Origin of the sequence: Streptomyces sp. NPDC058525 (assembly GCF_042719495.1) — a bacterium.
GTDB lineage: Bacteria > Actinomycetota > Actinomycetes > Streptomycetales > Streptomycetaceae > Streptomyces.
The window spans coordinates 26,650-50,602 of sequence record NZ_JBHXNP010000063.1; the positions used below are offsets into that span (position 1 = coordinate 26,650).

At 73.4% G+C, this 23,953-nt stretch carries 11 protein-coding genes and 1 pseudogene; 1 reads left to right on the top strand and 11 read right to left on the bottom strand.

Annotation, left to right across the window (positions count from 1 at the left end):
* Positions 1-79: 79 nt before the first annotated feature.
* Positions 80-1,714, top strand: a complete 1,635-nt coding sequence (locus ACFWP3_RS26555; RefSeq protein WP_384225665.1) for a bifunctional 3-(3-hydroxy-phenyl)propionate/3-hydroxycinnamic acid hydroxylase — start codon at positions 80-82, stop codon at positions 1,712-1,714.
* Between the two features lie 4 nt (positions 1,715-1,718).
* Here ACFWP3_RS26555 and ACFWP3_RS26560 read toward each other — a convergent pair whose 3' ends face one another.
* From ACFWP3_RS26560 to ACFWP3_RS26610, 11 genes and pseudogenes are all read right to left on the bottom strand, one after another.
* Entirely contained in the window at positions 1,719-2,618 is a 900-nt protein-coding gene (locus tag ACFWP3_RS26560; RefSeq protein WP_384225667.1) for an ROK family protein, read from the bottom strand.
* Between the two features lie 15 nt (positions 2,619-2,633).
* Positions 2,634-3,326: an HAD-IA family hydrolase gene (locus ACFWP3_RS26565; protein WP_384225669.1), complete on the bottom strand. Its 693-nt coding sequence runs from the start codon at positions 3,324-3,326 to the stop codon at positions 2,634-2,636.
* 66 nt (positions 3,327-3,392) lie between these two features.
* Entirely contained in the window at positions 3,393-4,475 is a 1,083-nt protein-coding gene (locus tag ACFWP3_RS26570; RefSeq protein ID WP_384225671.1) for a Gfo/Idh/MocA family protein, read from the bottom strand.
* Positions 4,472-5,632, bottom strand: a complete 1,161-nt coding sequence (locus ACFWP3_RS26575; RefSeq protein ID WP_384225674.1) for a DegT/DnrJ/EryC1/StrS family aminotransferase — start codon at positions 5,630-5,632, stop codon at positions 4,472-4,474. Before ACFWP3_RS26575 ends, ACFWP3_RS26570 begins: the two co-directional genes overlap by 4 nt.
* Before the next feature lie 228 nt (positions 5,633-5,860).
* The gene (locus ACFWP3_RS26580) at positions 5,861-6,673 is read right to left on the bottom strand and encodes a shikimate dehydrogenase family protein (protein WP_384225676.1); all 813 of its coding nucleotides are present in this window, start codon (positions 6,671-6,673) and stop codon (positions 5,861-5,863) included.
* Entirely contained in the window at positions 6,670-7,929 is a 1,260-nt protein-coding gene (locus ACFWP3_RS26585) for a 3-deoxy-7-phosphoheptulonate synthase (RefSeq protein WP_384225679.1), read from the bottom strand. Before ACFWP3_RS26585 ends, ACFWP3_RS26580 begins: the two co-directional genes overlap by 4 nt.
* Position 7,930: 1 nt before the next feature.
* Entirely contained in the window at positions 7,931-8,998 is a 1,068-nt protein-coding gene (locus ACFWP3_RS26590; RefSeq protein WP_384225681.1) for a 3-dehydroquinate synthase family protein, read from the bottom strand.
* Between the two features lie 6 nt (positions 8,999-9,004).
* Positions 9,005-10,348, bottom strand: a complete 1,344-nt coding sequence (locus ACFWP3_RS26595; RefSeq protein ID WP_384225684.1) for an NAD(P)/FAD-dependent oxidoreductase — start codon at positions 10,346-10,348, stop codon at positions 9,005-9,007.
* Between the two features lie 84 nt (positions 10,349-10,432).
* On the bottom strand, positions 10,433-11,218 hold the full coding sequence (locus ACFWP3_RS26600; protein ID WP_384225686.1) for an arylamine N-acetyltransferase: 786 nt from the start codon (positions 11,216-11,218) through the stop codon (positions 10,433-10,435).
* A gap of 14 nt (positions 11,219-11,232) precedes the next feature.
* A pseudogene (locus tag ACFWP3_RS26605) lies at positions 11,233-21,888 on the bottom strand (type I polyketide synthase); the annotation flags it as partial.
* A 52-nt stretch (positions 21,889-21,940) separates the two neighbouring features.
* The coding region (locus ACFWP3_RS26610; RefSeq protein WP_384225689.1) for a beta-ketoacyl reductase at positions 21,941-23,953 on the bottom strand (2,013 nt) is incomplete at its 5' end.

The window sequence follows — 23,953 nt, forward strand, 5'->3', positions numbered from 1 at the left end:
GTGAAGTCTTCCTTGACGCCGTTTTTCGAAGTTCTCGCTGATCTGCCCACGGCATGCGACGAGGGGCACGATGCCAACCATGCGAACGCACGATACGCACGCGAATCCGACGGACACGGACGTCGTCATCGTGGGCAACGGGCCGATCGGTGCCGCGCTCTCGGTGCTGCTCGCCCAGCAGGGCTGGCGGGTGACGGTGCTCGAGCGCCGCCCCCGGCCGTACCGGCTTCCGCGGGCGACCAGCTTCGACGGGGAGACGGCCCGGCTGCTGGCCGGCACCGGGATCGGCCCGGACCTCGGCCGCGTCACCGAGCCCGCCAACGGCTACCAGTGGCAGACCGCGGCCGGCGCGGTGCTGCTGGACATCGGCTTCACCACGTCCGGTCCCTACGGCTGGCCCGACGCCAACACGATGCACCAGCCCGCTCTGGAGGAGCTGATCGCGGCCCGGGTGGCGGGACTTGCCGGCATCACGCTGCTGCGCGGGCACGAGGTCACGGGGATCTCCGACGGCGCGGAGCGGGCGGAGGTGACGGTGTCCGACGACGACGGGGCGACGCGCGTCCTCACCGCGCGGTGGGTGGTGGGATGCGACGGCGCCAACAGCTTCGTGCGCGACCGCCTCGACGTCCCGGTCACGGACCTCGGGTTCTCCTACGAGTGGCTGCTGTGCGATGTCGAGCTGCACCAGCAGCGCGAGTTCACCCCCTCCAACGTGCAGATCTGCGATCCGGCCCGGCCCACGACGGTGGTGGCGAGCGGACCGGGGCGCCGGCGCTGGGAGTTCATGCGCCTGCCGGGCGAGAGCGCCGCCGAGCTCAACCGCGACGAGACGGCGTGGCGGCTGCTCGCGCCGTTCGGCGTCACCCCCGACACGGCCAGGCTGCTGCGCAGCACCACCTACATATTCCAGGCCCGTTGGGCCGACCAGTGGCGGGTGGGCCACGTCCTGCTGGCCGGTGACGCGGCCCACCTCATGCCGCCGTTCGCCGGGCAGGGCATGTGCTCCGGCATCCGGGACGTCGTCAACCTGGCGTGGAAGCTGGACCTGACGCTGCGCGGCCTCGCGGACGAGTCCCTGCTGGACACGTATACGGAGGAGCGCCGTGCGCAGGCCAAGGAGGCGATCCTGTCGTCGGTCCAGCTGGGCCGGATGATCTGCGTGACGGACCCGGCGGCCGCCGCCGAGCGCGATGCCACGGTGCTGGCGGGCCGGCGCGGCCGGCCGGCCGGGCGGCCCGAGCCCGCGAAGCCGCTGGCCGTCGGGCTGCTCCACCGGGCGGACGGGGCCGAGCCGGCCGCCGCGCCCGCGGGTGCCGTCGTACCGCAGGGGCGGGTGGCCGGGCCGGCCGGCAGCGGGCTGTTCGACGAGGTCGTCGGCCGCGGTTTCGTCCTGCTGACCACCGACGATCCGCACACCCTGCTCGACGAGGAGCGGCTTGCCTTCCTCGCCGGGCTGGGCGCCCGCGTGGTGCGGCTGCTGCCGGCCGGGCAGGCGCCCGAGGCCGCGGGCGATGTCGTCGCCGTGGCGGACACGGACGAGGTCTACGGGCCGTATCTGGCGCGGTACGGGGCCACTTCGCTGCTCGTGCGGCCCGACTACCACGTCTTCGGCGCGGCGGGCGGCCCGGACGGGACGGCGGCGCTGGTCGACGACCTGCGGGACCGGCTGCGGGCCGCGGTGCCGGCCGGTGCGGGGCACCGGGCCGGCTGACGGGTCAGGGCGCGACCAGCCGGGCGAGCGACACCGCCCCGCGCAAGGACGACAGGCCGCCCAGCGCCGCCGGTTCCACCGGCGGCGCGGGCCGGCCGGGCCGGGCGAGCTCGGCCAGGTGGCCTGAGACCGTCCCGACGAGCCCGGGGATACCGGCCGCGAAGCCGCCGCCGATCAGGACGAGCTGCGGCTGGACCAGTTCCTGGACGCCGGACACCGCGGCGGCCAGAGCCCGGCTCGTCCGCTCCAGCGCGGTGACGGCCCACGGCTCCTCGCCGTCCAGCCCCCGCCGCAGGTCCTCGAAGGAGGCGGGGGCGCCGCGCAGTTCGGCCGCGCGGCGCAGGGTGGCCGGGCCGGAGGCGATCGCCTGGAGGCATCCCCGGCGGCCGCAGACGCAGTGCGCGCCGCCCATGTCGACGATCACGTGCCCGATCTCGAACGAGCCGCGGCCGAGCCCGGGGCACAGTGCGCCCCGCAGGACGAGGCCGCCGCCGATGCCGGTGCCGACGCCGAGGTAGAGCAGGTCCTCGCAGCCGGAGGCGTGGGCCTCGGCGAGGGCGCCGAGGTCACCGTCGTCGGCCCAGGCCACGGCCGCTTCGGGGAACAGGGCGCGCAGCGACGCGTCCAGTGCGAGCCCGTTCCACTCCGGTCGGCTGGGCCAGGCGGTGATCCGCCCGTCCGGGCCGACCGTGCCGGGCATGGCCACGCCCACCGCCCGGAGCGGCGCTCCGAGGCGGCTGCGCAACCCGGCGACATGGCCGGCCAGTTGGGCCAGGTCCTGTTCGGCGCTGTGCCGCGGACCCCACGCGAACGAGGACTCGTCCACGCAGCGCGCGCCGGCCTCCACCCGGAAGGCGACCTTGGTGCCCCCGATGTCGACGCCGAGGTGAAGTGCGTTCTCCATGCCCGGGGCCGGCCCTCAGCCGCGGGGCACGGACGGGCACAGCGCCAGCAGGTCGGCCGGGCGGTGCAGGACGGCGCCCGGCTGAGCGGCCAGCAGTGCGTCCTCGTCGTCGACCTCGGCCCACAGCGCTGCGGCCGAGGCCACGCCGGCGCCCTTGGCGCTGGCCAGGTCGGTCGGCGCGTCGCCGACCATGATGGCGGCGCCGGCCGGCAGCCCCAGCAGGTCCAGGGCGTGCTCCACGATGTCCGGGGCGGGCTTGGGGTGGGCGACCTCGTCCGAGCCGATCACGTGGTCGAAGAAGGGCAGCAGGCCCAGCTGGTCGAGGAGGGAGCGGGCGCGGGGCCCGCTCTTGCCGGTGGCCACGGCGAGCTTGTACCCGCGCACCCGCAGGGTCAGCAGCAGCTCGACGATGCCCTCGAAGACCGGCACCTGGGGGGCGAGCCGGTAGCTCTCGCGGACGAAGGGCTCCTCCATCTCCAGCGGGAGGCCCATGATCCGCATGATGTCCGGGAAGTAGCGGCCCTGGTGGCGCCGGTACTCCTCGAAGGGCGCCGGGCCCTCGCCGACGGTCTCCTTGTAGGCGATGGCGAAGGCCTCTTCCATCACCGCGAAGCTGTCGACGATGACCCCGTCGAGGTCGAAGATCACGGCGCGCCTGGCCGACGAAAGGGTCTGCGTCGGCGGCGTCCGTACCGTTGTCACTGTCATGTGATGCCCACTCCGTACGTCTGCTCGTTCTCTTGGAACCGGTGGTCGACCGGCTTTCCGTGCCGGCTACCGGTAGGCGGGCACGGCGTGGCGGGGGCGCGCGGAGCGGGCCGACGCGTAGAACTCCTCGATGACGCGGACCGTGGTACGGGCGTCGTCGATGGACCGGCCGCGGTTGCGGGGGTCGCCCAGGATCCCGGCGAGGCCGTCCAGCTGCCGCCGGTACTCGTTGCCGATCGGCTCGTCGGGCACCGGGACGGACGTGGTGGTGCCCTCGCGGGTGAGCGTCAGCACCGGCTGCGGCTGGCGGTTGGGGCTGAAGCCGAAGGTGCACCGCAGCTCGGCGGTGCCGGCGCTGCCCACGACCTGGATCGTGGACACGTCCCGCGCCTCGTGCGAGGCCCAGCTGGCGTGCAGGGCCACGGAGACGCCGTCCTCGCGGACGAAGAAGCCCCGGGCGGTGTCCTCGACGTCGCCGCCGGAGTCGGCCGCCGGCTGGTCCTGCCGCCAGGCCGCGCTCCACGAACCGATGTTCACGAAGTCGCTCGCGGTGACGCCGACGACCTGGGTGAAGCGGGACGGGCCGAGCAGCGAGGCGAGCGTGTCGAGCAGGTGCCATCCAAGGTCGAACAGCACGCCGCCGCCGGCCTTGCTGCGCTGGGTGAACCAGCCGCCGGCCTTGGGGATGCCGCGCGCCCGGACCCAGGACAGGTCGACGTGCCGGATGTGGCCCAGGTCCGGAACCAGGCCGGCCAGGGCGCCGACGTCGCTGCGGTACGGGGCGGCGCTGCCGGCCAGCAGCATGGCGCCGCCGGCGCGTTCGGCGGCGGCCAGCAGGTCGGCCTCGTCGGAGGTCAGGCACACCGGCTTCTCCAGGAAGACGGAGATGCCCTTGCCGAGGAGGGCCGCGGCCACCTGGGCGTGCAGGAAGTTGGGCACGGCGACGACGGCGAGGTCGACGGAGCGGGCGTCGAGGGCGTCCACCGTCGCGTGGACGGGGATGCCGAGCGTGCCGTCGAAGGCCGCGCGCGCCGCCGGTTCGGTGTCGGTGACGGCCACCACGTCGAAGTCGGCGTGCTCGCGCAGCAGCGGGAGCCACAGCTCCCGGCCGGCCCAGCCGAGTCCGACGATGGCCACCCGGACGCTCATGCGTTGCTCACCTCATGCGCGATGATCTCGGCGGTCCGGTGCATGTCCTCCTCGGTACCGAGCAGCGTGCGGTGGTGCAGCCAGATGCAGTCCTGGCTGATGGCCTCCGAGTGGGGGCAGCGCTCCGCGAGCTCGTCCGGGGTCGTGTCGGGCGCGCCGATCTCCCAGAAGGCGTCGGTGCGGTAGATCGCGCGGAATCCCGCGAAGGCCGGCAGGCCGGCCGCCACGAGCCGGTCGACCAGGGCGTTGCGGTCGTCCTCGGCCAGGCCGGGCACGCGGAACATCGCCATGTAGTGCGAGGGGACGTCGGTGCGCTCGTCACCGCGCTGCGGGACCACCCCGTCGATGGATTCGAGGAGCTTGGAGAGCACGGCCCAGCGCTCGTGGCGGGTGGCGATCTGGCCGTCCAGGCGGCGCAGCTGGGCGCGCAGGACCGCGGCCGAGAACTCGCCCAGGCGCAGGTTGGAGCCGGCGATCGCGTGCCGGTAGCGGCGGTCGGTACGGGGCCGTCCGCAGCTGTGCCGCAGGAAGGCGTTCTCGTACATCTCCGAGTCCGGGAACAGGACGGCGCCGCCCTCTCCGGCGGTCATCAGCTTGCCGTTCTGGAAGCTGAACGCGGCGACGGAGCCGAGCTCGCCGACGCGCTTGCCCTGCCAGCGGGCGCCGTGGGCGTGCGCGGCGTCCTGGAGCAGCGGGACGCCCGTGTCGGCGGAGAGCTTGTCCAGCGCGTCCATGTCGGCGAGGAAGCCCGCCATGTGCACCGGCATGATCGCCCGGGTCCGCGAGGTCACGGCGGCGGCGGCCGAGGCCACGTCGATGGAGTAGGTGTCCGGGTCGACGTCGACCGGGACGGCGACGGCGCCGAGCCGCTGCGCCGCCTGGGAGGACGAGATGAAGGTGAAGGCCGGGACGATCACTTCGGAGCCCGGTCCGACGCCCATGACCTGGAGGGCGAGCTCCAGGGCGTGGGTTCCGTTCGTGACGGCGAGGGCGTGGGCGGCGCCGTGGTGCTCGGCGAATTCCTGCTCGAAGGAGTCGACTTCGCTTCCGCCCATCCGCCACCACTGGCCCTGCTCGAGTGCACGGATGAGCCCTTCCCGCTCACTCTCGTCATACTGGGGCCACTGGGGGAATTCCGGCGCCTGTCGCACGTTCATGTTTCTCCAAGTAATGGATCCGACTCGACGCGGGGTGCGAAGCGGGCGGGGCAGCGTGCCACAGAGAAATACGCGCGCGCACGAGCACTTTCCGTCGAGTTCGCGGAAGAGGCGCACACTCCGCCCCGTGCAGCGTCATGTGCAGTCAGAAAGAGCTGAATTACCGGTCCAATGTAGAGCTTCTGTACGGGAGCCCGCATCCCCAGATTCGGTGGTCTCGCCGACAATTCAGCGGAGATCGAAGAAGACTCGATAGGAATTCAGTTGCCCCTCGAGCATGTGAATGCCGTGGTGGATCGGGTGGCCGTGTGCGGCGGCGTGGCGCAGGAGCCGCGTCTCGCGGGGTTTCATGACGATGTCGGCGACCACGCAGTGCCGCGGCAGGGAGTCCAGGGGGAACGGCAGCTGGTCTCCCGCGTGCATGCCGAGCGGTGTTGCGTTCACGGCGAGGTCGGCGTCGCGCAGCCGCGGTCCGTCCAGGGCGAACACCCGGCCGGGCCAGTGCGCTTCGAGGCGGGAGACCAGCGCGCCGAGTTTCGCGGGGTCCCAGTCGTACACTCCCAGCCGCTCGACGCCGGCGGTCAGCAGCGCCGCGGCGATGGCGCTGCCCGCTCCGCCCGCGCCGACGAGGGCGGCGCGCCGGCCACCGGGGTCGTGGCCGGCCGCGACGAGGCCGGCGACGAAGCCGGATCCGTCGAAGTTCTCGGCGAGCCAGCCGCCGTCGGTGTCGCGGCGCATCACGTTGGCGCTCCCGACGATGTCCACGGTCGGGCCGCGGCGGTCGGCCAGCCGGGGCACGGCGACCTTGTGGGGCACGGTGATGAACATGCCGTCGAGGTTGTCCATCCGCTGGAGCCCGCGCACGACGTGTTCGAGGTTCTCGGGCCGGGCGTGCACGGGGACGACCACCGCGTCGATCCGCAGGCTCGCGAAGATCGGGTGCATCAGCGTGGGTGCCTGGACCTGGGCGATGGGGTGCCCCAGGACGGCGTACAGGCGGGTGGTGCCGGTGATGGGGATGGCGGGGGGCAGTCGGGTCATCGCAGCACTGCCCCGGCGAGGCCGGCCGCCGCCAGTCCGGCGACGCGGTGGGCGATCTCCCTGGACTGGGCCGCGTTGAGGCGGGGGTCGCAGGCGGTGCGGTAGCGGGCCGGCAGGTCGGCTTCGGTCACTCCCGAGGCCCCGCCGACGCATTCGGTGACGTCGTCACCGGTCACTTCGAGGTGGATGCCGCCGGGGTGGGTGCCCAACCGCCGGTGGACCTCGAAGAATCCGGTGATCTCGTCGGTGATCCGCAGGATGTCGCGCGTCTTGTATCCGTTGGCGGACGTGTGGGTGTTGCCGTGCATCGGATCGCACTGCCAGATCACCTCGTGACCGGTGGCGGCGACCTTCTCCACGATCGGCGGGAGCACGTCCCGGACCTGTGCGTGTCCCATGCGGCTGATCAGCGTCAGCCGCCCGGGTTCGCGGTGCGGGTCGAGGCGGCGCACGTAGGCGACGGCCATGTCCGGGGTGGTGCCGGGGCCGATCTTGAGGCCGATCGGGTTGGAGAGGAGTTCCGCGAACGCGATGTGCGCGCCGTCGAGCCGGCGGGTGCGTTCGCCGATCCACAGGAAGTGCCCCAGCCCGCTGGACAGCCGGGGCACGGGCCCCGTCGTGTCCACCCGCAGCAGGGACTTCTCGTAGTCGAGCAGGAGCGCCTCGTGGCTGACGTGGACGTCGTGGAACGAGCGGACCAGGTCCATCGCGCGTGCCGCGTCGGCGCGGGCCCGCAGCATCCGGTGGGGATCGGCCGTCCGGGCCGCGGGGGTGGGCTCGACGGAGTTGACCAGGTCGCCGCGGTAGACGGGCAGTCCCAGCGCGTCGACGGCCTGGGAGCGGGGCTTGGCGTACTGGCCGGCCATCCGGGCGATCTTGACGACGGGCAGTCCGGTGCCGTCGGCGAGCACGTCGGCCATGTCGGTGAGCGTGCGCAGATTGGCCCGCACATGGGCTTCGGTGTTCCCGGCGAAGGTCTCGGCGCAGTCGCCGCCCTGGAGCAGGAACGCCTCGCCGCGCGCGACCGCGGCGAGCTGCCTGCCCAGCCGTGCCGTCTCGGCCTGTGTCACGACGGGCTCGGACCGGCTCAGCAGTTCCACCGCGTCGCGGGCCCGCTCTGGGTCCGGCCAGACGGGCTGCTGCGCGGCCGGCCTGGCCAGCGCCGCCTCCAGCCGGTGGAACAGCCGGTGGTCCGCCACCGGGTCGGTGCCGGCCGGTCCGTCGAGATCGGCCGGCCGCTGGGTTACAAGCTTCATGTCAAACCACATCGGTCGTGGAGGCTCCGGGCGCGGCGTCGCCGACGAGGTCGGCCGTCCGCGTCCGGGGCATCCGGTCCAGGACCCGCGCGACGACCTCCTGGGGTACGTCGCTGACCAGTTCCGCGCCCTTCGGGCCGTCCAGAACGAAGCCGAGTCCGGTCATCGCCTTCTTGTCGTGCCGCATCAGGTCCATGAGGTCCGCGGCGTCGGCCTCGGCCGGCAGGGCGGTGGGCAGGCCGTAGTACCGGACGACGTCCAGGTGTTCCGCCACCCGCGCCTCGTCGATGCGGCCCAGCGCGCCGGCGAGCCGGCCCGCGAAGACCGTCCCGATGGCCACCGCCTCGCCGTGGCGCAGCGCGAAACCGGTGGCCTTCTCCAGCGCATGGCCCAGTGTGTGGCCGTAGTTGAGCAGGTGTCGCAGGCCCGTGTCGCGTTCGTCCCGCTCCACGACTCCGGCCTTGAGGGTGACGCTGGCGGTGATCTGCTCCTCCAGCGGCAGCCCGCGCAGGTCGGGGGCGCCGATGAAGTGGCAGCGGGCGATCTCGCCGAGGCCGTTCAGCATCTCCCGGCGCGGCAGGGTCGACAGGTAGTCGGTGTCGCACAGCACGGCGCTGGGCTGCCAGTACGCGCCGACCAGGTTCTTGCCGGCCGGCAGGTTGACCGCCGTCTTCCCGCCGACGCTGGCGTCCACCTGGGCGAGCAGCGTCGTCGGGAGGTGGATGACGGGGACGCCGCGGTGGTAGAGCGCCGCCGCGAGTCCGACCACGTCGGTGGTGGTGCCGCCGCCGCAGGAGACGACGACGTCGGACCGGGTGAGTCCGAACCGGACGAACTCACCGCACAGCGCCTCCACCGTGGCGAGGGTCTTGTCCTGCTCGCCGTCCCGGGCCGGCAGCAGCAGGGTTTCCACACCGGTGTCGGGCACCCATTCCTCCGGGCGGGCCGACACCACGACGGCCCGCCTGGCGCCCAGCCGTTGGATGGTCTCGGCGAGCGACGTACGCACCCCCGGTCCGATGAGGATGTCGTACGAGTGGTCTCTGAGGCGCAGAGGAATGGAAGCCATCACGTTCTACCGACCCGCCGTCGCCCTGTACACGCGCGCCGCGGCCCGCTCCTTACGGTCGAATTCGTCCAGCTGGGGATAGGACGGGCAGCCGTACACCCGCCTGAACGGGGCGAAGGTGTCCCATTCGGTCCGCCGCCGCATTTCCTGTGCCATGGGGTTGTGCTCACTCCAGAAGTCGCCGCCGATGAGCCGGATCACGTACTTCTCCAGGGCCTCGCGCCGTGTCGAGCGGGCGGCGTCGGCGGCCACCGACACCAGCTCGCCCTCGTAGTAGGCGTGGATGAGGCGGATGTACGTGTCGTAGCCCGTCTTGAAGTAGTTGGAATAGGTGTCGAACAGGCGGGTCTCCGCCGCCGGGTCGGCCAGTGCCGCCCCGATCGTCTCGGCCGCGCGGACGGCGGTGGCCGTCGCCACCAGCACACCGCCGGAGAACATCGGGTCGCCGAAACAGCCCGCGTCTCCGACCATGAGCCAGCCGGACCCGGTGACCGTGTCCGAGTGGTAGCAGTAGTCGGTCTCGACCCTGAGGTCGGTGGTGGGGCGGGTCCCGGTCAGCCGCGCGGTGATCCTGGGGATCCTGGCCACGTGCTCCTCGAACGCCTTCTCGGGCGTCGTCGCGCGCAGCACGTCGCGCGGCATGACCGTGCCCACGCTGATGGCGTCCTTCGACAGCGGGATCGCCCAGACCCAGCCGTCGTCGTGGGCGCCGACCTGGATGTCGCCCTCGACACCGAGGTTGTGGCTCTCGTCGAGTCCTTCGTAGTGCCGGAACACCGCCACCATGCGGAGCTTCTCGAGGGTCTTGCGCAGTCCGAAGCGGTGGGCGATGCGGCCGGCGCGGCCGCTCGCGTCGACCACGTAGGCCGAACGCAGCTCGTGGCCCGCGCCCTCGCGCTCGTAGCGGACGCCGACCATGCGGTCGCCGTCCATGAGCAGCTCGGTCACGTTGGCTCCGAAGAGGACCTCCGCCCCGGCCGCCTCGGCCTGGTCGGTGAGCATTTTGTCGAACTTGGCGCGTTCGACCTGGAAAGCGCTGAGATGGCGCCCTTCACCCTGCTTGGTGAAGTCGGCCCGGAAGACGCCCTCGAAGAACTTCGTCTCCGTCGGGTCGATGAACTCGCCGCCGAACTTGGGGACGTAGCCCTGTGCCTCCACGGCCTCGCGGAGCCCGATCTGCTCGAACAGGCCCATCATGTAGGGCAGCAAGGACTCGCCGATGTGGAAGCGGGGGAACTCGTCCTTCTCCAGCAGGACCACGCGGTGGCCCTGCCGGGCGAGGACCAGGGCGCTCACTGCGCCGGCCGGTCCTCCGCCTATCACGATGACGTCAGCCGTTTCTCTTTCCACTGTTCTCCCTTTCGTGTGCCAACTCGGTTCGAATCACATTCGGGATGAGCGGTGTTACGCGTGGGGGGTGGGAGTGCAAAAAATTCAGCTGAGCGGGCCGGACACGATGCCGTCGATCAGTGTCCGGTGCTCTTCGTCGTCCATGATCGTGCGCACCTGTTCGCGCCCGTCACGGACCGTCAGGTAGCGCCGCTGCTTCATCACGACCTGGCCGTTCTCGAAGGTCCGGCCGCACAGGACCTCCTTGTCGTCCTTGTCGTCGTGCCGGGCGGGATCCGACAGGATTCCCCGGAAGCAGTCCTCCAGTTCCTTCCAGTCGTTCCACTCCCGGGGTGTCAGGGTGAAGGTGTAGACGACGCTCCACCGGGTGATAGCTCCCCGGCGCTGCAGGGCGATCTCCGTTCCGTGGTCGACCAGCCGGAACTGGCTTCCGTACTGGGCCTGCACCGCGTCGGTGACCAGCAGCGGCTCCGTGTAGGACGGACCCGGGTAGCCGACGTCCACGAGCCACTGCTCGCCGTCCAGGGACACCTGGTTGAACATGTGCTCGATGCCGAGCTTGAAGGTGTCCCAGCCGGTGGCGGTGCTGCCCGCGATCAGCGTGACGTCGTAGCCCAGTTCGCGGAGCAGGCGGTGGAACATCCGGTTCAGGTGGTAGCAGGCACCGCCCTGCCCGTTGATGATCGTCTTCTCGAACATGGCGTCCTCGTCGAGGTCGACGATGTCGATCCCGTCGGCGAGGTCGTAGGCGAAGCTGTTGTACGGGAGGGCCATGAGGTGGCTCTTGTGCAGCTTGCGCAGCGTCCCGATGTCCACACCGGTCTCTCCGTCACAGCCGATGCGCTGCAGGTACCTGTTTACGTCGAACATGTCATCACCCTCTTTCAGACGGAGACCGCTACGGAACGCGCGGCCTCGTCGCCGCACATCAGCTCGTGCAGGTACCCGGCGAGCAGTCCGGGCGTCGGGCAGTCGAAGACGAGGTTGGGGGAGAGCTTCGTCTCGGTGAGGTTGCGCAGCCGGTTGCGGAGCTCGATGGCGGTCAGGGAGTCGAAGCCGATCTCGAAGAGGCCCTGGTCCGCGTCGAAGTGGTAGGTCGGGCTGTAGCCCAATACCGCGGCCACCTGGGCCCGCACCAGGTCGAGCAGGACCTTCTGCTGATCGGCGGCGGACAGTCCGGTCAGCCGCTCGGACAGCTTGCGCGGGTCCTCGTTCTCGCCGGCGGCCTGCACCAGCTGCCGTCCGGCCCGTACCAGGCCGCGCAGCAGGTGGGGGACTCCCCCGCCGCCCGCGGCCTGGGTGCGCAGCGCCCGCAGGTCCAGCTTGACGGGCACCAGCAGCGCGTGGCCGGAGCCGACGGCGGCGTCGAACAGTTCCATGCCCTCCGCCGGGGCGATCGGCAGCAGGCCGCCGCGCCGGTTCATCCGGTTCCTGGTGAGGTCGTCGATGTGCTCCGCCATGCCGTTGCTCTGCTCCCACAGGCCCCAGGCCAGCGACAGACCGGGCAGGCCGGCCGCCCGGCGGTCGGCCATCAGGCCGTCCAGGAAGGCGTTCGCCGCCGCGTAGCTGCCGCTGCCCGCGCCCATGAAGAGCGCCGAGACGGACGAGTAGACAACGAAGGCATCGAGGTCGAGGCCGCGGGTCAGCTCGTCGAGGTGCCGTACCGCGTCCACCTTCGGGGCGAACACCTTCGCCAGCCGCTCCGGAGTCAGCATCCCGATCACGCCGTCGTCGGTCACACCGGCGGTGTGGACGACTCCGGTCAGCCGGTGCTCGGCCGGCACGGAGGCCAGCAGGGCCTCCACCTGGCCGCGGTCGGACACATCGCAGGCCACCACCGACACGGCGGCGCCCTGTCCGGTGAGTTCGGCGACCAAGTCGGCCATGCCCTCGGCCTCGCCGCCGCGACGGCTGGCCAGCACCAGGCTCCGTACGCCGTGCCGCGCGACCAGGTGGCGGGCCACCAGGCCGCCCAGCGAACCGGCGCCCGAGACGAGGACGGTGCCCTCGGGCCCGAACACCGCGGGGGCGTCCGGGGCCTGACCGGCCGCCCGGGCCAGCCGGGGGACGGAGAGGGTCGTGCCGCGGACCGCGACCTGCGGCTCGCCGCTGGCCAGTACCGCCGCCAGCACCTGCTCCACGGGGACGTCGGCGGCCGGGTCGGTGTCGAGCAGGACGATCCGGTCGGGGTTCTCCGCCTGTGCGGCGCGCACCAGACCCCATACGGCCGCTCCGGCCGGGTCGGTCACCGTGCCGTCACCGCCGGCGGGCACCGCGCCCCGGGTCGCGATCACCAGCCGCGACTCCTCCAGCCCGGTCCCGGCCAGCCAGCACTGCACCACCTCCAGGACCCGGCAGGCGAGCCCCAGTACGGCGTCCTCGCCCTCGGCCGCGTCGGCGACGGCTTCCATGACCGCCATCGCCGGGGCCGGAGCGCCCGATTCCACGTCGTCGGCCAGGGTCGCCACCTGCTCGGCGGTGGACACGGCCACCCAGGACGGCGCGGGCTCGGTCCCCTGGGTCAGGGGCAGTTCGTTCCACTTCACCTGGAACAGCGCGTCGGCGCCCGGTGTGCCCGCGGCCGTCTCCAGCTGCTCGGCGGACACCACCCGGCCCACCAGCGAGTCCATCGTCACGACCAGACCGCCGGTCTCGTCGGCCGCCTGGAACGACATCGCGTCGTCCTCGTTGCGTGCGATGCGCACGCGCAGCACCGAGGCACCGGCCGCGTACAGCTCCAGCCCGTTCCAGGCGAACGGCAGCTGAAGCTCCTGGCCGTCGCCTTCGCCGTCACCTTCGCCGTCGCCTTCGACACCGTCGGCGGCCGCTGCGGCGGTGGTCAGCATGGCCGAGTGCAGGGCCGCGTCGAGCAGCGCCGGGTGGATGCCGAACCCGCCGGCCTCCTTGCGGTGCTCCTCGGGCAGGGCGACCTCGGCGAAGAGTTCCTCGCCGCGCCGCCAGACCGCGCGCACGCCCTTGAAGGCCGGCCCGTAGCCGTACCCGACCTCGGCGAGCCGGCCGTAGCCGCTGCTGACGTCCACCTGCTTCGCGCCGGCCGGCGGCCAGGCCGCGAAGTCGAACGCGGTGGCGCCGGAGTTCGCCCGGACGGTGACGGCCAGCATGCCGGTGGCGTGCCGGGTCCACGCGTCCGTACCGCCGTCGCCGGCGGCGTCCTCGCGCCGGGAGTACACGTCCACCGTGCGGGAGCCGTTCTCACGCGGTCCGCCGACCACGACCTGGACGCGTACGCCGCCGGTCTCGGGCACCACCAGCGGCGCCTCGATCACCAGCTCCTCCAGGACCCCGCAGCCGGCCTCATCGCCGGCGCGCACCGCGAGCTCCACCAGGCCCGTGCCCGGTACGAGCACCACGCCGCGGACCCGGTGGTCGGCCAGCCAGGGGTGCGTGCGCAGCGAGAGCCGCGAGGTGAAGATGAACCCGTCGGAGTGCGGCAGCTGCACCACCGCGCCCAGCATCGGGTGATCGGCGCCGGCGAGGCCCAGGGAGGTCGCGTCGGTCGGCTGACCGGCCGGCCGCAGCCAGAAGTGCTGGTGGTCGAAGGCGTACGTCGGCAGCTCCACGCGCCGGGAAGCCGCCGCCTGCGGGAGCACGGCCTTCCAGTCCAGCGCGATGCCCCCGACGAACAGCTCGGCCATCGAGGCGTACAGGCGGCGCGGGCCGCCGTCCTCGCGGCGCAGCGAACCCGTCACGACCGCCTGGGCGTCGGCCTCGTCGACCGTCTCGGTGATCGGCTGGACCAGCACCGGATGGGCGCTGACCTCGACGAACACCCCGTGGCCCTGGCGGAGGAGGTCGGTCACGGCGGGGCCGAAGCCGACCTGTGCGCGCAGGTTGCGGTACCAGTAGTCGCCGTCGAGGACGCCGGCGTCCTCGATCCACGTGCCGGAGACCGTCGAGTAGAACGGCACCTTCGGCGCCTGGGCGTCGACCCCGGCCAGCTCCCCGGCCAGTGCGTCTCGGATGTCCTCGACGTGGCGGGTGTGCGAGGCGTAGTCCACCGCGACGCGGCGGACCCGGACGCCTTCGGCGGACAGGGCTGCCAGGGCCTCGTCGAGCGCCTCGGCGTCACCGGCGATGACCACGGAGGACGGCCCGTTGACGGCCGCGACCTCGACGCGGTCCGCCCACGGCTCGATCCGCGTGACCGCTTCGTCTGCGCTGAGCGCGACCGAGGCCATACCGCCGCGGCCGGCCAGCTCCGACGCGATCACCTGGCTGCGCAGCGCGACCACGCGGGCCGCGTCCTGGAGCGAGAGCGCGCCCGAGACACAGGCGGCGGCGATCTCGCCCTGCGAGTGGCCGAGGACCGCGTCGGGCTTGAGGCCGACGGACGACCAGACGGCCGCCAGACCGACCATCACGGCGAAGCTGGCGGGCTGGAGGACGTCGACCCGCTCGATGAGCTGGGGCTCGGTCTCGCCGCGCAGGACCTCGATCAGGGACCAGTCGACGAAGGGGGCGAGGGCGGCCGCGCATGCGGCGATCCGCTCGGCGAACACCGGGGAGGAGTCCAGCAGTTCGCGGCCCATGCCCGCCCACTGCGCACCCTGGCCCGGGAACACCCACACGACCTTGCCGGGCGTACCCGAGCCGGCGCTGCCGGAGACGACGGCGGCCGTGCTCTCGCCCCGGGCCAGTGCGCCCAGTGCGGCGAGCGCCTCCTGGCCGGAGTCGGCCAGGACGACCGCACGCTCGCCGAAGACGGCGCGGCCCGACACCAGCGCCCCGGCCACGGAGGCCAGGGACGCCCCGTCGGCGCCGTCCACGAACTCCGCGAGCCGCCCGGCCTGACGTGCGAGCGAGCCGGCGTTGCGGGCGGAGACCACCAGCGGTACGACGCCCGCGGGCGCCTGCTCTTCAGTGGCGGTGGTGGCGGCGGCCTCGGCCGGCGCCTCTTCCAGGATCAGGTGGGCGTTCGTTCCGCTGATGCCGAATGAGGACACGCCGGCCCGGCGCGGATGACCGTTGCGAGACCACTCCCGGGCCTCGGTCAGCAGCTCGACGGCGCCCGCCGTCCAGTCCACCTGGCTCGTGGGCTCGTCCACGTGCAGCGTCGGGGGCATGACCCCGTGCCGCAGGGCCTGCACCATCTTGATCACGCTCGCGACGCCGGCGGCGGCCTGCGAGTGGCCGATGTTCGACTTGAGGGAGCCCAGCCACAGCGGCTGCTCCGGGTTCCGGTTCCGCCCGTAGGTGGCGAGCAGGGCCTGGGCCTCGATCGGGTCGCCCAGGGCCGTACCGGTGCCGTGCCCCTCGACCACGTCGACTTCGGACGCGGCGAGGCCGGCGCTGTCGAGGGCCTTGCGGATGACCCGCTGCTGCGAGGGGCCGTTCGGGGCGGTGAGGCCGTTGGACGCGCCGTCCTGGTTGACGGCGCTGCCGCGCAGCACCGCCAGCACGCGGTGGCCGCGCTCGCGCGCCACCGACAGCCGCTCCAGGGCCACGATGCCCACGCCCTCGGCCCAGCCGGTGCCGTCGGCGCCGTCGGCGTAGGACTTGCACCTGCCGTCGGCGGCCAGGCCGCGCTGCCGGGAGAACTCCACGAAGGTGCCGGGGGACGCCATCACGGTGGCACCGCCGGCCAGCGCCATCGAGCACTCGCCCTGGCGCAGCGACTGCGCTGCCAGGTGCATGGCCACGAGCGAGGACGAGCAGGCGGTGTCGATGGTGACGGCCGGGCCCTCGAAGCCGAACACGTACGACACGCGGCCGGACGCGACGCTCGCCGCGGACGCCGTGGCAGCGAAGCCCTCCAGCTCCGGCGCCTCGCCGGCGCCCGCCCCGTAGCCCTGGCTGGAGACGCCGGAGAAGACGCCGACGTCGGTGCCCTTCAGCGAGGCCGGGTCGATCCCGGCCTGCTCCATGGCCTCCCAGGAGGTCTCCAGCAGCACGCGCTGCTGGGGGTCCATGGCGAGGGCCTCGCGCGGCGAGATCCCGAAGAACGCCGGGTCGAAGAGGCCCGCGCCTTCGAGGAAGCCGCCCTGGGAGGTGTACGAGGTGCCGGTGCTCTCGGGGTCCGCGTCGAAGAGGCCGTCCAGGTCCCAGCCGCGGTCGTCGGGGAAGTCCGACATGCCCTCACGGCCCTCGGACACCAGCCGCCACAGCCCCTCGGGGTCCCTCACGCCGCCCGGCAGACGGCAGGCCATGCCGACGATCGCGATCGGCTCGTCGGGGTCCGCGACGGCGGCGGCCGTCGGGACGGGGGCGTCGGCGACCGTGTCTCCGAGCTCGTCGCGCAGGTAGCGGGCGAGGGCCAGCGGGGTCGGGTAGTCGAAGACCAGGGTGGCCGGAAGCTTGAGGCCGGTCTCCTCGCGCAGCCGGTTGCGCAGTTCCACCGAGATGAGGGAGTCGAACCCGGCGTCCTTGAAGGCCGTTTCCGCCCCGACACCGCCCGGCCCGGTGTGCCCGAGCACGAGCGCGACCTGCGCACGCACCAGGTCGAGGAGCAGTGCCTCCTGCTCCGCCGCGCCGAGCCCCGCGAGCCGGCGCACCAGCCCGCCGTCTCCGGCGGAGGCCGCCCGCGCCTGCTGCCGGCCCGCCCGGACCAGGCCGCGCATCAGCGGCGGCACTCCCGCGCCGGCCGACGCGTCGGCCCGTACGCTGCGCAGGTCCAGCTTGACCGGCACCACCAGGGCCTGTCCGGAGGCCACGGCCGCGTCGAAGAGCTCCATGCCCTCGACGGCGGATATCGCCTGTACGCCACCGCGGTTCATACGTGCCTGGTCGGCGCCGCTGAGGTGGGCGGTCATGCCGTTGATCTGCTCCCACAGGCCCCAGGCCAGTGACAGGCCCGGCAGGCCCGCCGCGCGACGGCCGGCCACCAGCCCGTCCAGGAAGGCGTTCGCCGCACCGTAGTTGCCCTGGCCGGCCGAGCCGAAGACACCGGAGGCGGACGAGAAGACGACGAAGGCGTCGAGGTCGAGGGCGCGGGTGAGCTCGTCGAGGTGGCGTACCGCGGCCACCTTCGGGGCGAACACCTTCGCCAGCCGCTCCGGGGTCTGCGCCGCGATCACACCGTCGTCGAGCACACCGGCGGTGTGGACGACTCCGGTCAGCCGGTGCTCGGCCGGGACCGAGGCGAGCAGGGCCTCCACCTGGGCGCGGTCGGACACGTCGCAGGCCGCGACCGATACGGCGGCGCCCTGTCCGGTGAGTTCGGCGACCAGGTCGGCCATGCCCTCGGCCTCGGCGCCGCGACGGCTGGCCAGCACGAGGCTCCGTACGCCGTGCCGGGTGACCAGGTGGCGGGCCACGAGGGCGCCCAGCGAGCCGGCGCCGGTGACCAGGACCGTGCCCTCCGCTCCGAACACCGCCGGAGCACCGGGGGTCTGGGCGGCCGTGCGGGCGAGCCGGGGGACGGAGAGCGCCGTGCCGCGGACCGCGACCTGCGGCTCGCCGCTCGCGAGGACCGCGCCCAGCACCGGCTCCACATCGCCGTCACCGGCGGGGTCGGCGTCGATCAGGACGATCCGGTCCGGGTTCTCCGCCTGGGCGGCTCGCACCAGACCCCACACGGCCGAGCCGGCCGGGTCGGTGACCGTGCCGTCTCCGGCGGGGACCGCGCCGCGGGTCACCACGACCAGCTGCGACTCCTCCAGCCCCTCGCCGGCCAGCCACGCCTGGACGACCTCCAGCACGCGAGAGGTCAGCGCCAGCACGGCGTCCTCGCCCTCGCCGCCGACCGCCTCCAGGAGCGCCACGGCCGGGGGCTGCGCGCCCTCGGCCGGCGCCGTCACCTCGTCAGCGGAGGACACTGCCACCCAGGAGGGCGCGGGCTCCGTGCCCGGGGCCGCGGGCAGCCCGGTCCACTCCACCTGGAACAGCGAGTTGGCGGTGACGGTGTCCGCCGCCGTCTCCAGCTGCTCCGCGGACACCGGACGGGACACCAGCGAGTCCAGCGTCACGACCAGGCCGCCGGACTCGTCCGCCGCCGTCAGCGATACGGCACCGGGCCCGCCGGGCGCCATGCGCACCCGCAGGGCCGTGGCGCCGGAGGCGTGCAGTTCGAGCCCGTTCCACGCGAAGGGCAGCACCGGCCGTCCGGGCTCCTCGCCCGTCGTGCCCGTGCCCGCCCCGAACATGCCGGTGTGCAGGGCCGCGTCGAGCAGCGCGGGGTGGATGCCGTACCGGGCGGCTTCCTTGTGGTGGTCCTCGGGCAGGGCGGCCTCGGCGAAGAGTTCCTCGCCGCGCCGCCACACCGCGCGCAGGCCCTGGAACACCGGGCCGTAGCCGTACCCGCTGTCGACCAGTCCGGCGTAGAAGTCCCCGACCTCGACGGCCTGGGCACCGGCCGGCGGCCAGGCGGTGAAGTCGAAGGCGTTGCCGGCGCCGGCCGCCTGAGCGGTGGCCGACAGCATGCCGGTGGCGTGCCGCGCCCACGTGTCGGGGCCGTCGTCGATCGCGTCCTCGCGCTGGGAGTACACGTCCACCGTGCGGGAGCCGTTCGCGCCCGCGCCGCCGACCGCGACCAGGACCCGTACGCCGCCGTGCTCGGGCACCACCAGCGGCGCCTCGATCACCAGCTCCTCCAGGACCCCGCAGCCGACCTCGTCACCGGCGCGGACGGCGAGCTCCACCAGTCCGGTGCCCGCGACGAGCACCACACCGCCGACCCGGTGGTCGGCCAGCCAGGGGTGCGAGCGCAGCGACAGCCGCGAGGTGAAGACCAGCCCGTCGGACTGCGGCAGCCGTACGACCGCGCCCAGCAGCGGGTGGTCGGCGGTCGCCTGCCCCAACGACGCGGCGTCCGTGGCCTGTGCGGCCGGCGGCAGCCAGTAGTGGCGGCGGTCGAAGGCGTACGTCGGCAGGTCCGCCCAGGCGGGTCCGGCCGTCTGCGGCAGCAGGCCGCTCCAGTCCACGGCCGTGCCGTGCACGAACAGCCGGGCCACGGAGGTCAGCAGCGTCTGCTCCTCCGGGCGGCCGTCGCGCAGCGCGGCGACGCAGGTCACGTCGGCGTCCGCGGCGGTGGCGGTCTCCTCGACCAGGCCGGTCAGGGCCGCTCCCGGACCCATCTCGACGAACAGGGTGCCGCCGTAGGCGACCGCGGCCGCGATCCCCTCGGCGAACCGCACCGGCCGGCGCACGTGCCCGGCCCAGTACTGCGGGTCGGCGAGCTCGCCCGGCTCGGCCAGGCGTCCGGTCACGTTCGAGACCACCGGGACGGCCGGCGTCTTCCACTCGATGCCGCTGAGCTCGGCGGCGAACTCGGCCAGCATCGGCTCCATCCGCAGCGAGTGGAACGCGTGCGAGACCGCCAGCCGCTTCGTCTTGTGCCCCTGCGCCTTCAGCCGTCCGGCCGCGGCGAGGACCACTTCCTCCTCACCGGAGAGCACCACCGAGGTCGGGCCGTTGACCGCGGCGATCTCCACGCCCTCGCCCAGCAGCCCGGCGACCTCCGCCTCGCCGGCCCCGACCGCGACCATGGCCCCGCCCGGCGGCAGCGCCTGCATCAGCCGGCCGCGGGCCGCGACCAGGCGCGCCGCGTCCTCCAGGGACAGCGCACCGGCGGCGTGGGCGGCGGTGATCTCGCCGACCGAGTGTCCGATCACGACGTCCGGCCGCACGCCCCAGGACTCCACGAGCCGGTACAGCGCGGTTTCCACCGCGAACAGGCCGGCCTGCGTGAACACCGTCTGGTCGAGGAGTCCGGCGCTGCCCGGCACCTTGCCGAGCACCACGTCGCGCACCGGGTGGTCGACCCACCCGGCCAGCCGCGCGTCGAGCTGCTCGCACGCCTCGTCCAGGGCCCGCGCGAACACCGGGTACCGCTCGTACAGTTCCCGGCCCATGCCCACGCGCTGCGAGCCCTGGCCCGGGAACACCCATACGGCCTTGCCCGGTGCGCCCGAACCGGCCGCGCTGCCGGAGACCACACCGGGTGCGTTCTCGCCGCGCTCCAGCGCCCGCAGGCCGGCCAGCGCCTCCTCGTTCGTACCGGCCACGACCACCGCGCGCTCGCCCAGCAGCGCACGGCCCGACAGCAGCGCCCCGGCGACGCCCGCCAAAGGCACCTCGCCGTCGGCGGACTCCAGGTACGAGGCCAGGCGCCCGGCCTGACCGGCCAGCGCACCGGTGCTGCGCGCCGACACCACCAGCGGCACGGCGCCCGCGGGCGCGGCCTCGGCGGTGTCCTGGCCGGCCTCCTCCTGCGGGGCCTCCTCCAGGATGACGTGCGCGTTCGTACCGCTGACACCGAAGGACGACACGCCGGCGCGGCGCGGGCGGCCGTTCTGCGGCCACTGCCGCGCCTCGGTCAGCAGCTCGACCGCGCCCTCGGTCCAGTCGACCTGGGTCGTGGGCTTCTCCACGTGCAGCGTGGGCGGCATGACGCCGTGCCGGATCGCCTGCACCATCTTGATCACGCCGGCGACGCCGGCGGCGGCCTGCGTGTGGCCGATGTTCGACTTGAGGGAGCCCAGCCACAGCGGCTGCTCCGGGTCCCGGCCCTGGCCGTAGGTCGCCAGCAGCGCCTGCGCCTCGATCGGGTCGCCGAGCGCCGTACCGGTGCCGTGCGCCTCCACCACGTCCACGTCCGCAGGGACCAGCCCGGCGGAGGCCAGCGCCTTGCGGATGACCCGCTGCTGCGAGGGGCCGTTGGGGGCGGTCAGGCCGTTGGACGCGCCGTCCTGGTTCACGGCACTGCTCCGCAGCACCGCGAGCACCTGGTGCCCGCGCTCGCGCGCCACCGACAGCCGCTCCAGTACGAGCACGCCGACGCCCTCGGCCCAGCCCGTGCCGTCCGCGCCGTCCGCGAACGCACGGCACCGGCCGTCGCCGGCCAGGACCCGCTGCCGGGAGAACGCCACGAAGGTGCCGGGCGTCGCCATCACGGTCGCACCGCCGGCCAGCGCCATCGAGCACTCGCCCTGGCGCAGGGCCTGCGCGGCCAGGTGCATCGTCACCAGCGAGGACGAGCAGGCGGTGTCCACGGTGACCGCCGGGCCCTCGAGGCCCAGGACGTACGAGACACGGCCGGAGGCCACGCTCGACGCGCCTCCGGTCCCCGCGAAGCCCTCCAGCTCCGGCGGGATCGCGCCGACACCGGCCCCGTAGCCCTGGGTGAACACCCCGGAGAACACGCCGACGTCGGTGCCCTTCAGCGACACCGGGTCGATGCCGGCGCCCTCCAGTGCCTCCCACGAGGTCTCCAGCAGCAGCCGCTGCTGCGGGTCCATCACCAGTGCCTCGCGCGGCGAGATCCCGAAGAACCCCGCGTCGAAGAGGCCCGCACCCTGAAGGAAGCCACCCTGGTCGGTGTAGGACGTGCCCGCGTGATCGGGGTCCGGGTCGAAGAGCCCCTCCAGGTCCCAGCCACGGTCCTCCGGGAAGGACGACATCGCGTCCCGGCCCTCGGACACCAAGCGCCACAAGTCCTCCGGCCCGGTCACACCACCCGGGAAGCGGCACGCCATGCCGACGATCGCGATCGGCTCGTCCGCGTGGCGCGAGCCCTGCTGACGCAAGGTGTGCAACTCGGTCGTGACGCGCTTGAGGTACTTGAGGAGTTTTTCGTCCGTGGCCATTCTTTAGTCCTTACGAAGGTGTGATGGAACCGCAAAGCGTGAACTGGTATCAGTTGAGGCCGAATTCACCGTCGATGAAGTCGAAGATTTCATCGGCGGATGCGGATTCCAGTTGCTCCGCCACCGTGGAGGCGTCCGTCGCCTCGAGCACTCCGTTGCACCTGGCCACCAAACCCTGAAGCCGCAGGGCGATACTGGATTTCTGGTCGAGGCGCAGACCGGTGATCAGCGACTCGACGTCCTCGATCTTCGCGTTCAGCAGGGAGAGCACGTCGTCGCTGGTCCCGAGCTCGTCGCGCAGGTAGCGGGCGATGGTCAGCGGGGTCGGGTAGTCGAAGACGAGCGTGGCCGGAAGCTTGAGGCCGGTCGCCTCGCGCAGCCGGTTGCGCAGTTCCACCGAGGTGAGCGAATCGAACCCGGTGTCCTTGAAGGCCATTTCGGCCCGGACGTTCTCCGGTCCGGCGTGGCCGAGTACGACCGCGACCTGGGCGCGCACCAGGTCGAGGAGCAGTTCCTCCTGCTCCGCCGCGGCGAGTCCGGCGAGGCGGCCGGCCAGCCCGCCGTCGGTGGCGGACGCGGCCCGGGCCTGCTGCCGGCCCGCCCGGACCAGTCCGCGCATCAGGTGCGGGACTCCCGCACCGGCGGCGGCCTGGGTGCGCAGCGTCCGCAGGTCCAGGTTGACCGGTACCAGCAGCTCCTGCCCGGACGCGGCGGCCGCGTCGAGCAGTTCCATGCCCTCGGCCGCCGTCATCGCCAGCACACCGCCGCGGCTCGCCCGCGCCTGGTCGGCCCCGCCCAGGTGGGCGGTCATGGCGGTGGCCTGCTCCCACAGGCCCCAGGCGAGCGACTGCCCGGGCAGGCCCGCCGCGCGACGGCTCGACATCAGGCCGTCGAGGAAGGCGTTGGCCGCCGCGTAGTTGCCCTGGCCGGCCGAGCCGAACACGCCCGAGGCGGAGGAGAACACGATGAACGTGTCGAGGCCGAGGTCGCGGGTGAGCTCGTCGAGGTGGCGTACGGCGTCCACCTTCGGCGCGAACACCTTCGCCAGCCGCTCCGGGGTCTGCGCCGCGAGGACACCGTCGTCCAGCACGCCGGCGGTGTGGATGACACCGGTCAGCGGGTGTGCGGCCGGGACGGAGGCCAGCAGGGCCTTCACCTGGCCGCGGTCGGACACGTCGCAGGCCGCGGCCGCTACGGCGGCGCCCTGCTCGGTGAGTTCGGCGATCAGCTCGGCCATGCCCTCGGCGTCCGGGCCCTTCCGGCTGGCCAGCACGAGGCTCCGTACGCCGTGCCGGGTGACCAGGTGGCGGGCAACCAGAGCGCCCAGGGCGCCGGCGCCCGAGACGAGGACGGTCCCTTCGGTCGCGAACACCGCGGGTACGTCCGCGGCCTGGCCGCCGGCCCGGACGAGGCGGGGGGCGGAGAGGGTGGTGCCGCGGACGGCGACCTGCGGCTCGCCGCTCGCGAGCACCTCGCCCAGCACGGATTCCGCTCCCTCGCGGGAGGCGGGGTCCGTGTCGATCAGGATGATCCGGTCGGGGTTCTCGACCTGTGCGGCCCGGACGAGGCCCCATACGGCCGAGCCGGCCGGGTCGGTGACCGCGCCGTCGCCGGCGGGCACCGCGCCCCGGGTGGCCACGACGAGCTGCGACTCCTCCAGGCCGGTCGCGGCCAGCCACGCCTGTACGGCACCCAGCACGCGGGAGGTCAGAGCCAGTACCGCGTCGTCGCCGTCGCCGCCGTCGGCCTCCAGGAGCGCCACCGCCGGTACGACGCTCTCGGCCAGGGCCTCGATGTCGTCGGCGGCGGCCACCGGCACCCACCACGGAGAGGGGTCGGCCCCTTCGACCGGGGGCAGTTCGGTCCAGTCGACGCCGAACAGGGAGTCGGCGACCGCCGTGTCCGCCGTCGTGTCCCACTGCCCGAAGTCCAGGGGCCGGGACTCCACCGAGTCCAGCGTCACCACGAGGCCGCCGGTCTCGTCGGCGGCTTCGACGGACAGCGCGTCCGGGCCGACCGGGGCCAGCCGCACCCGCAGCGCCGAAGCACCCACGGCATGCAG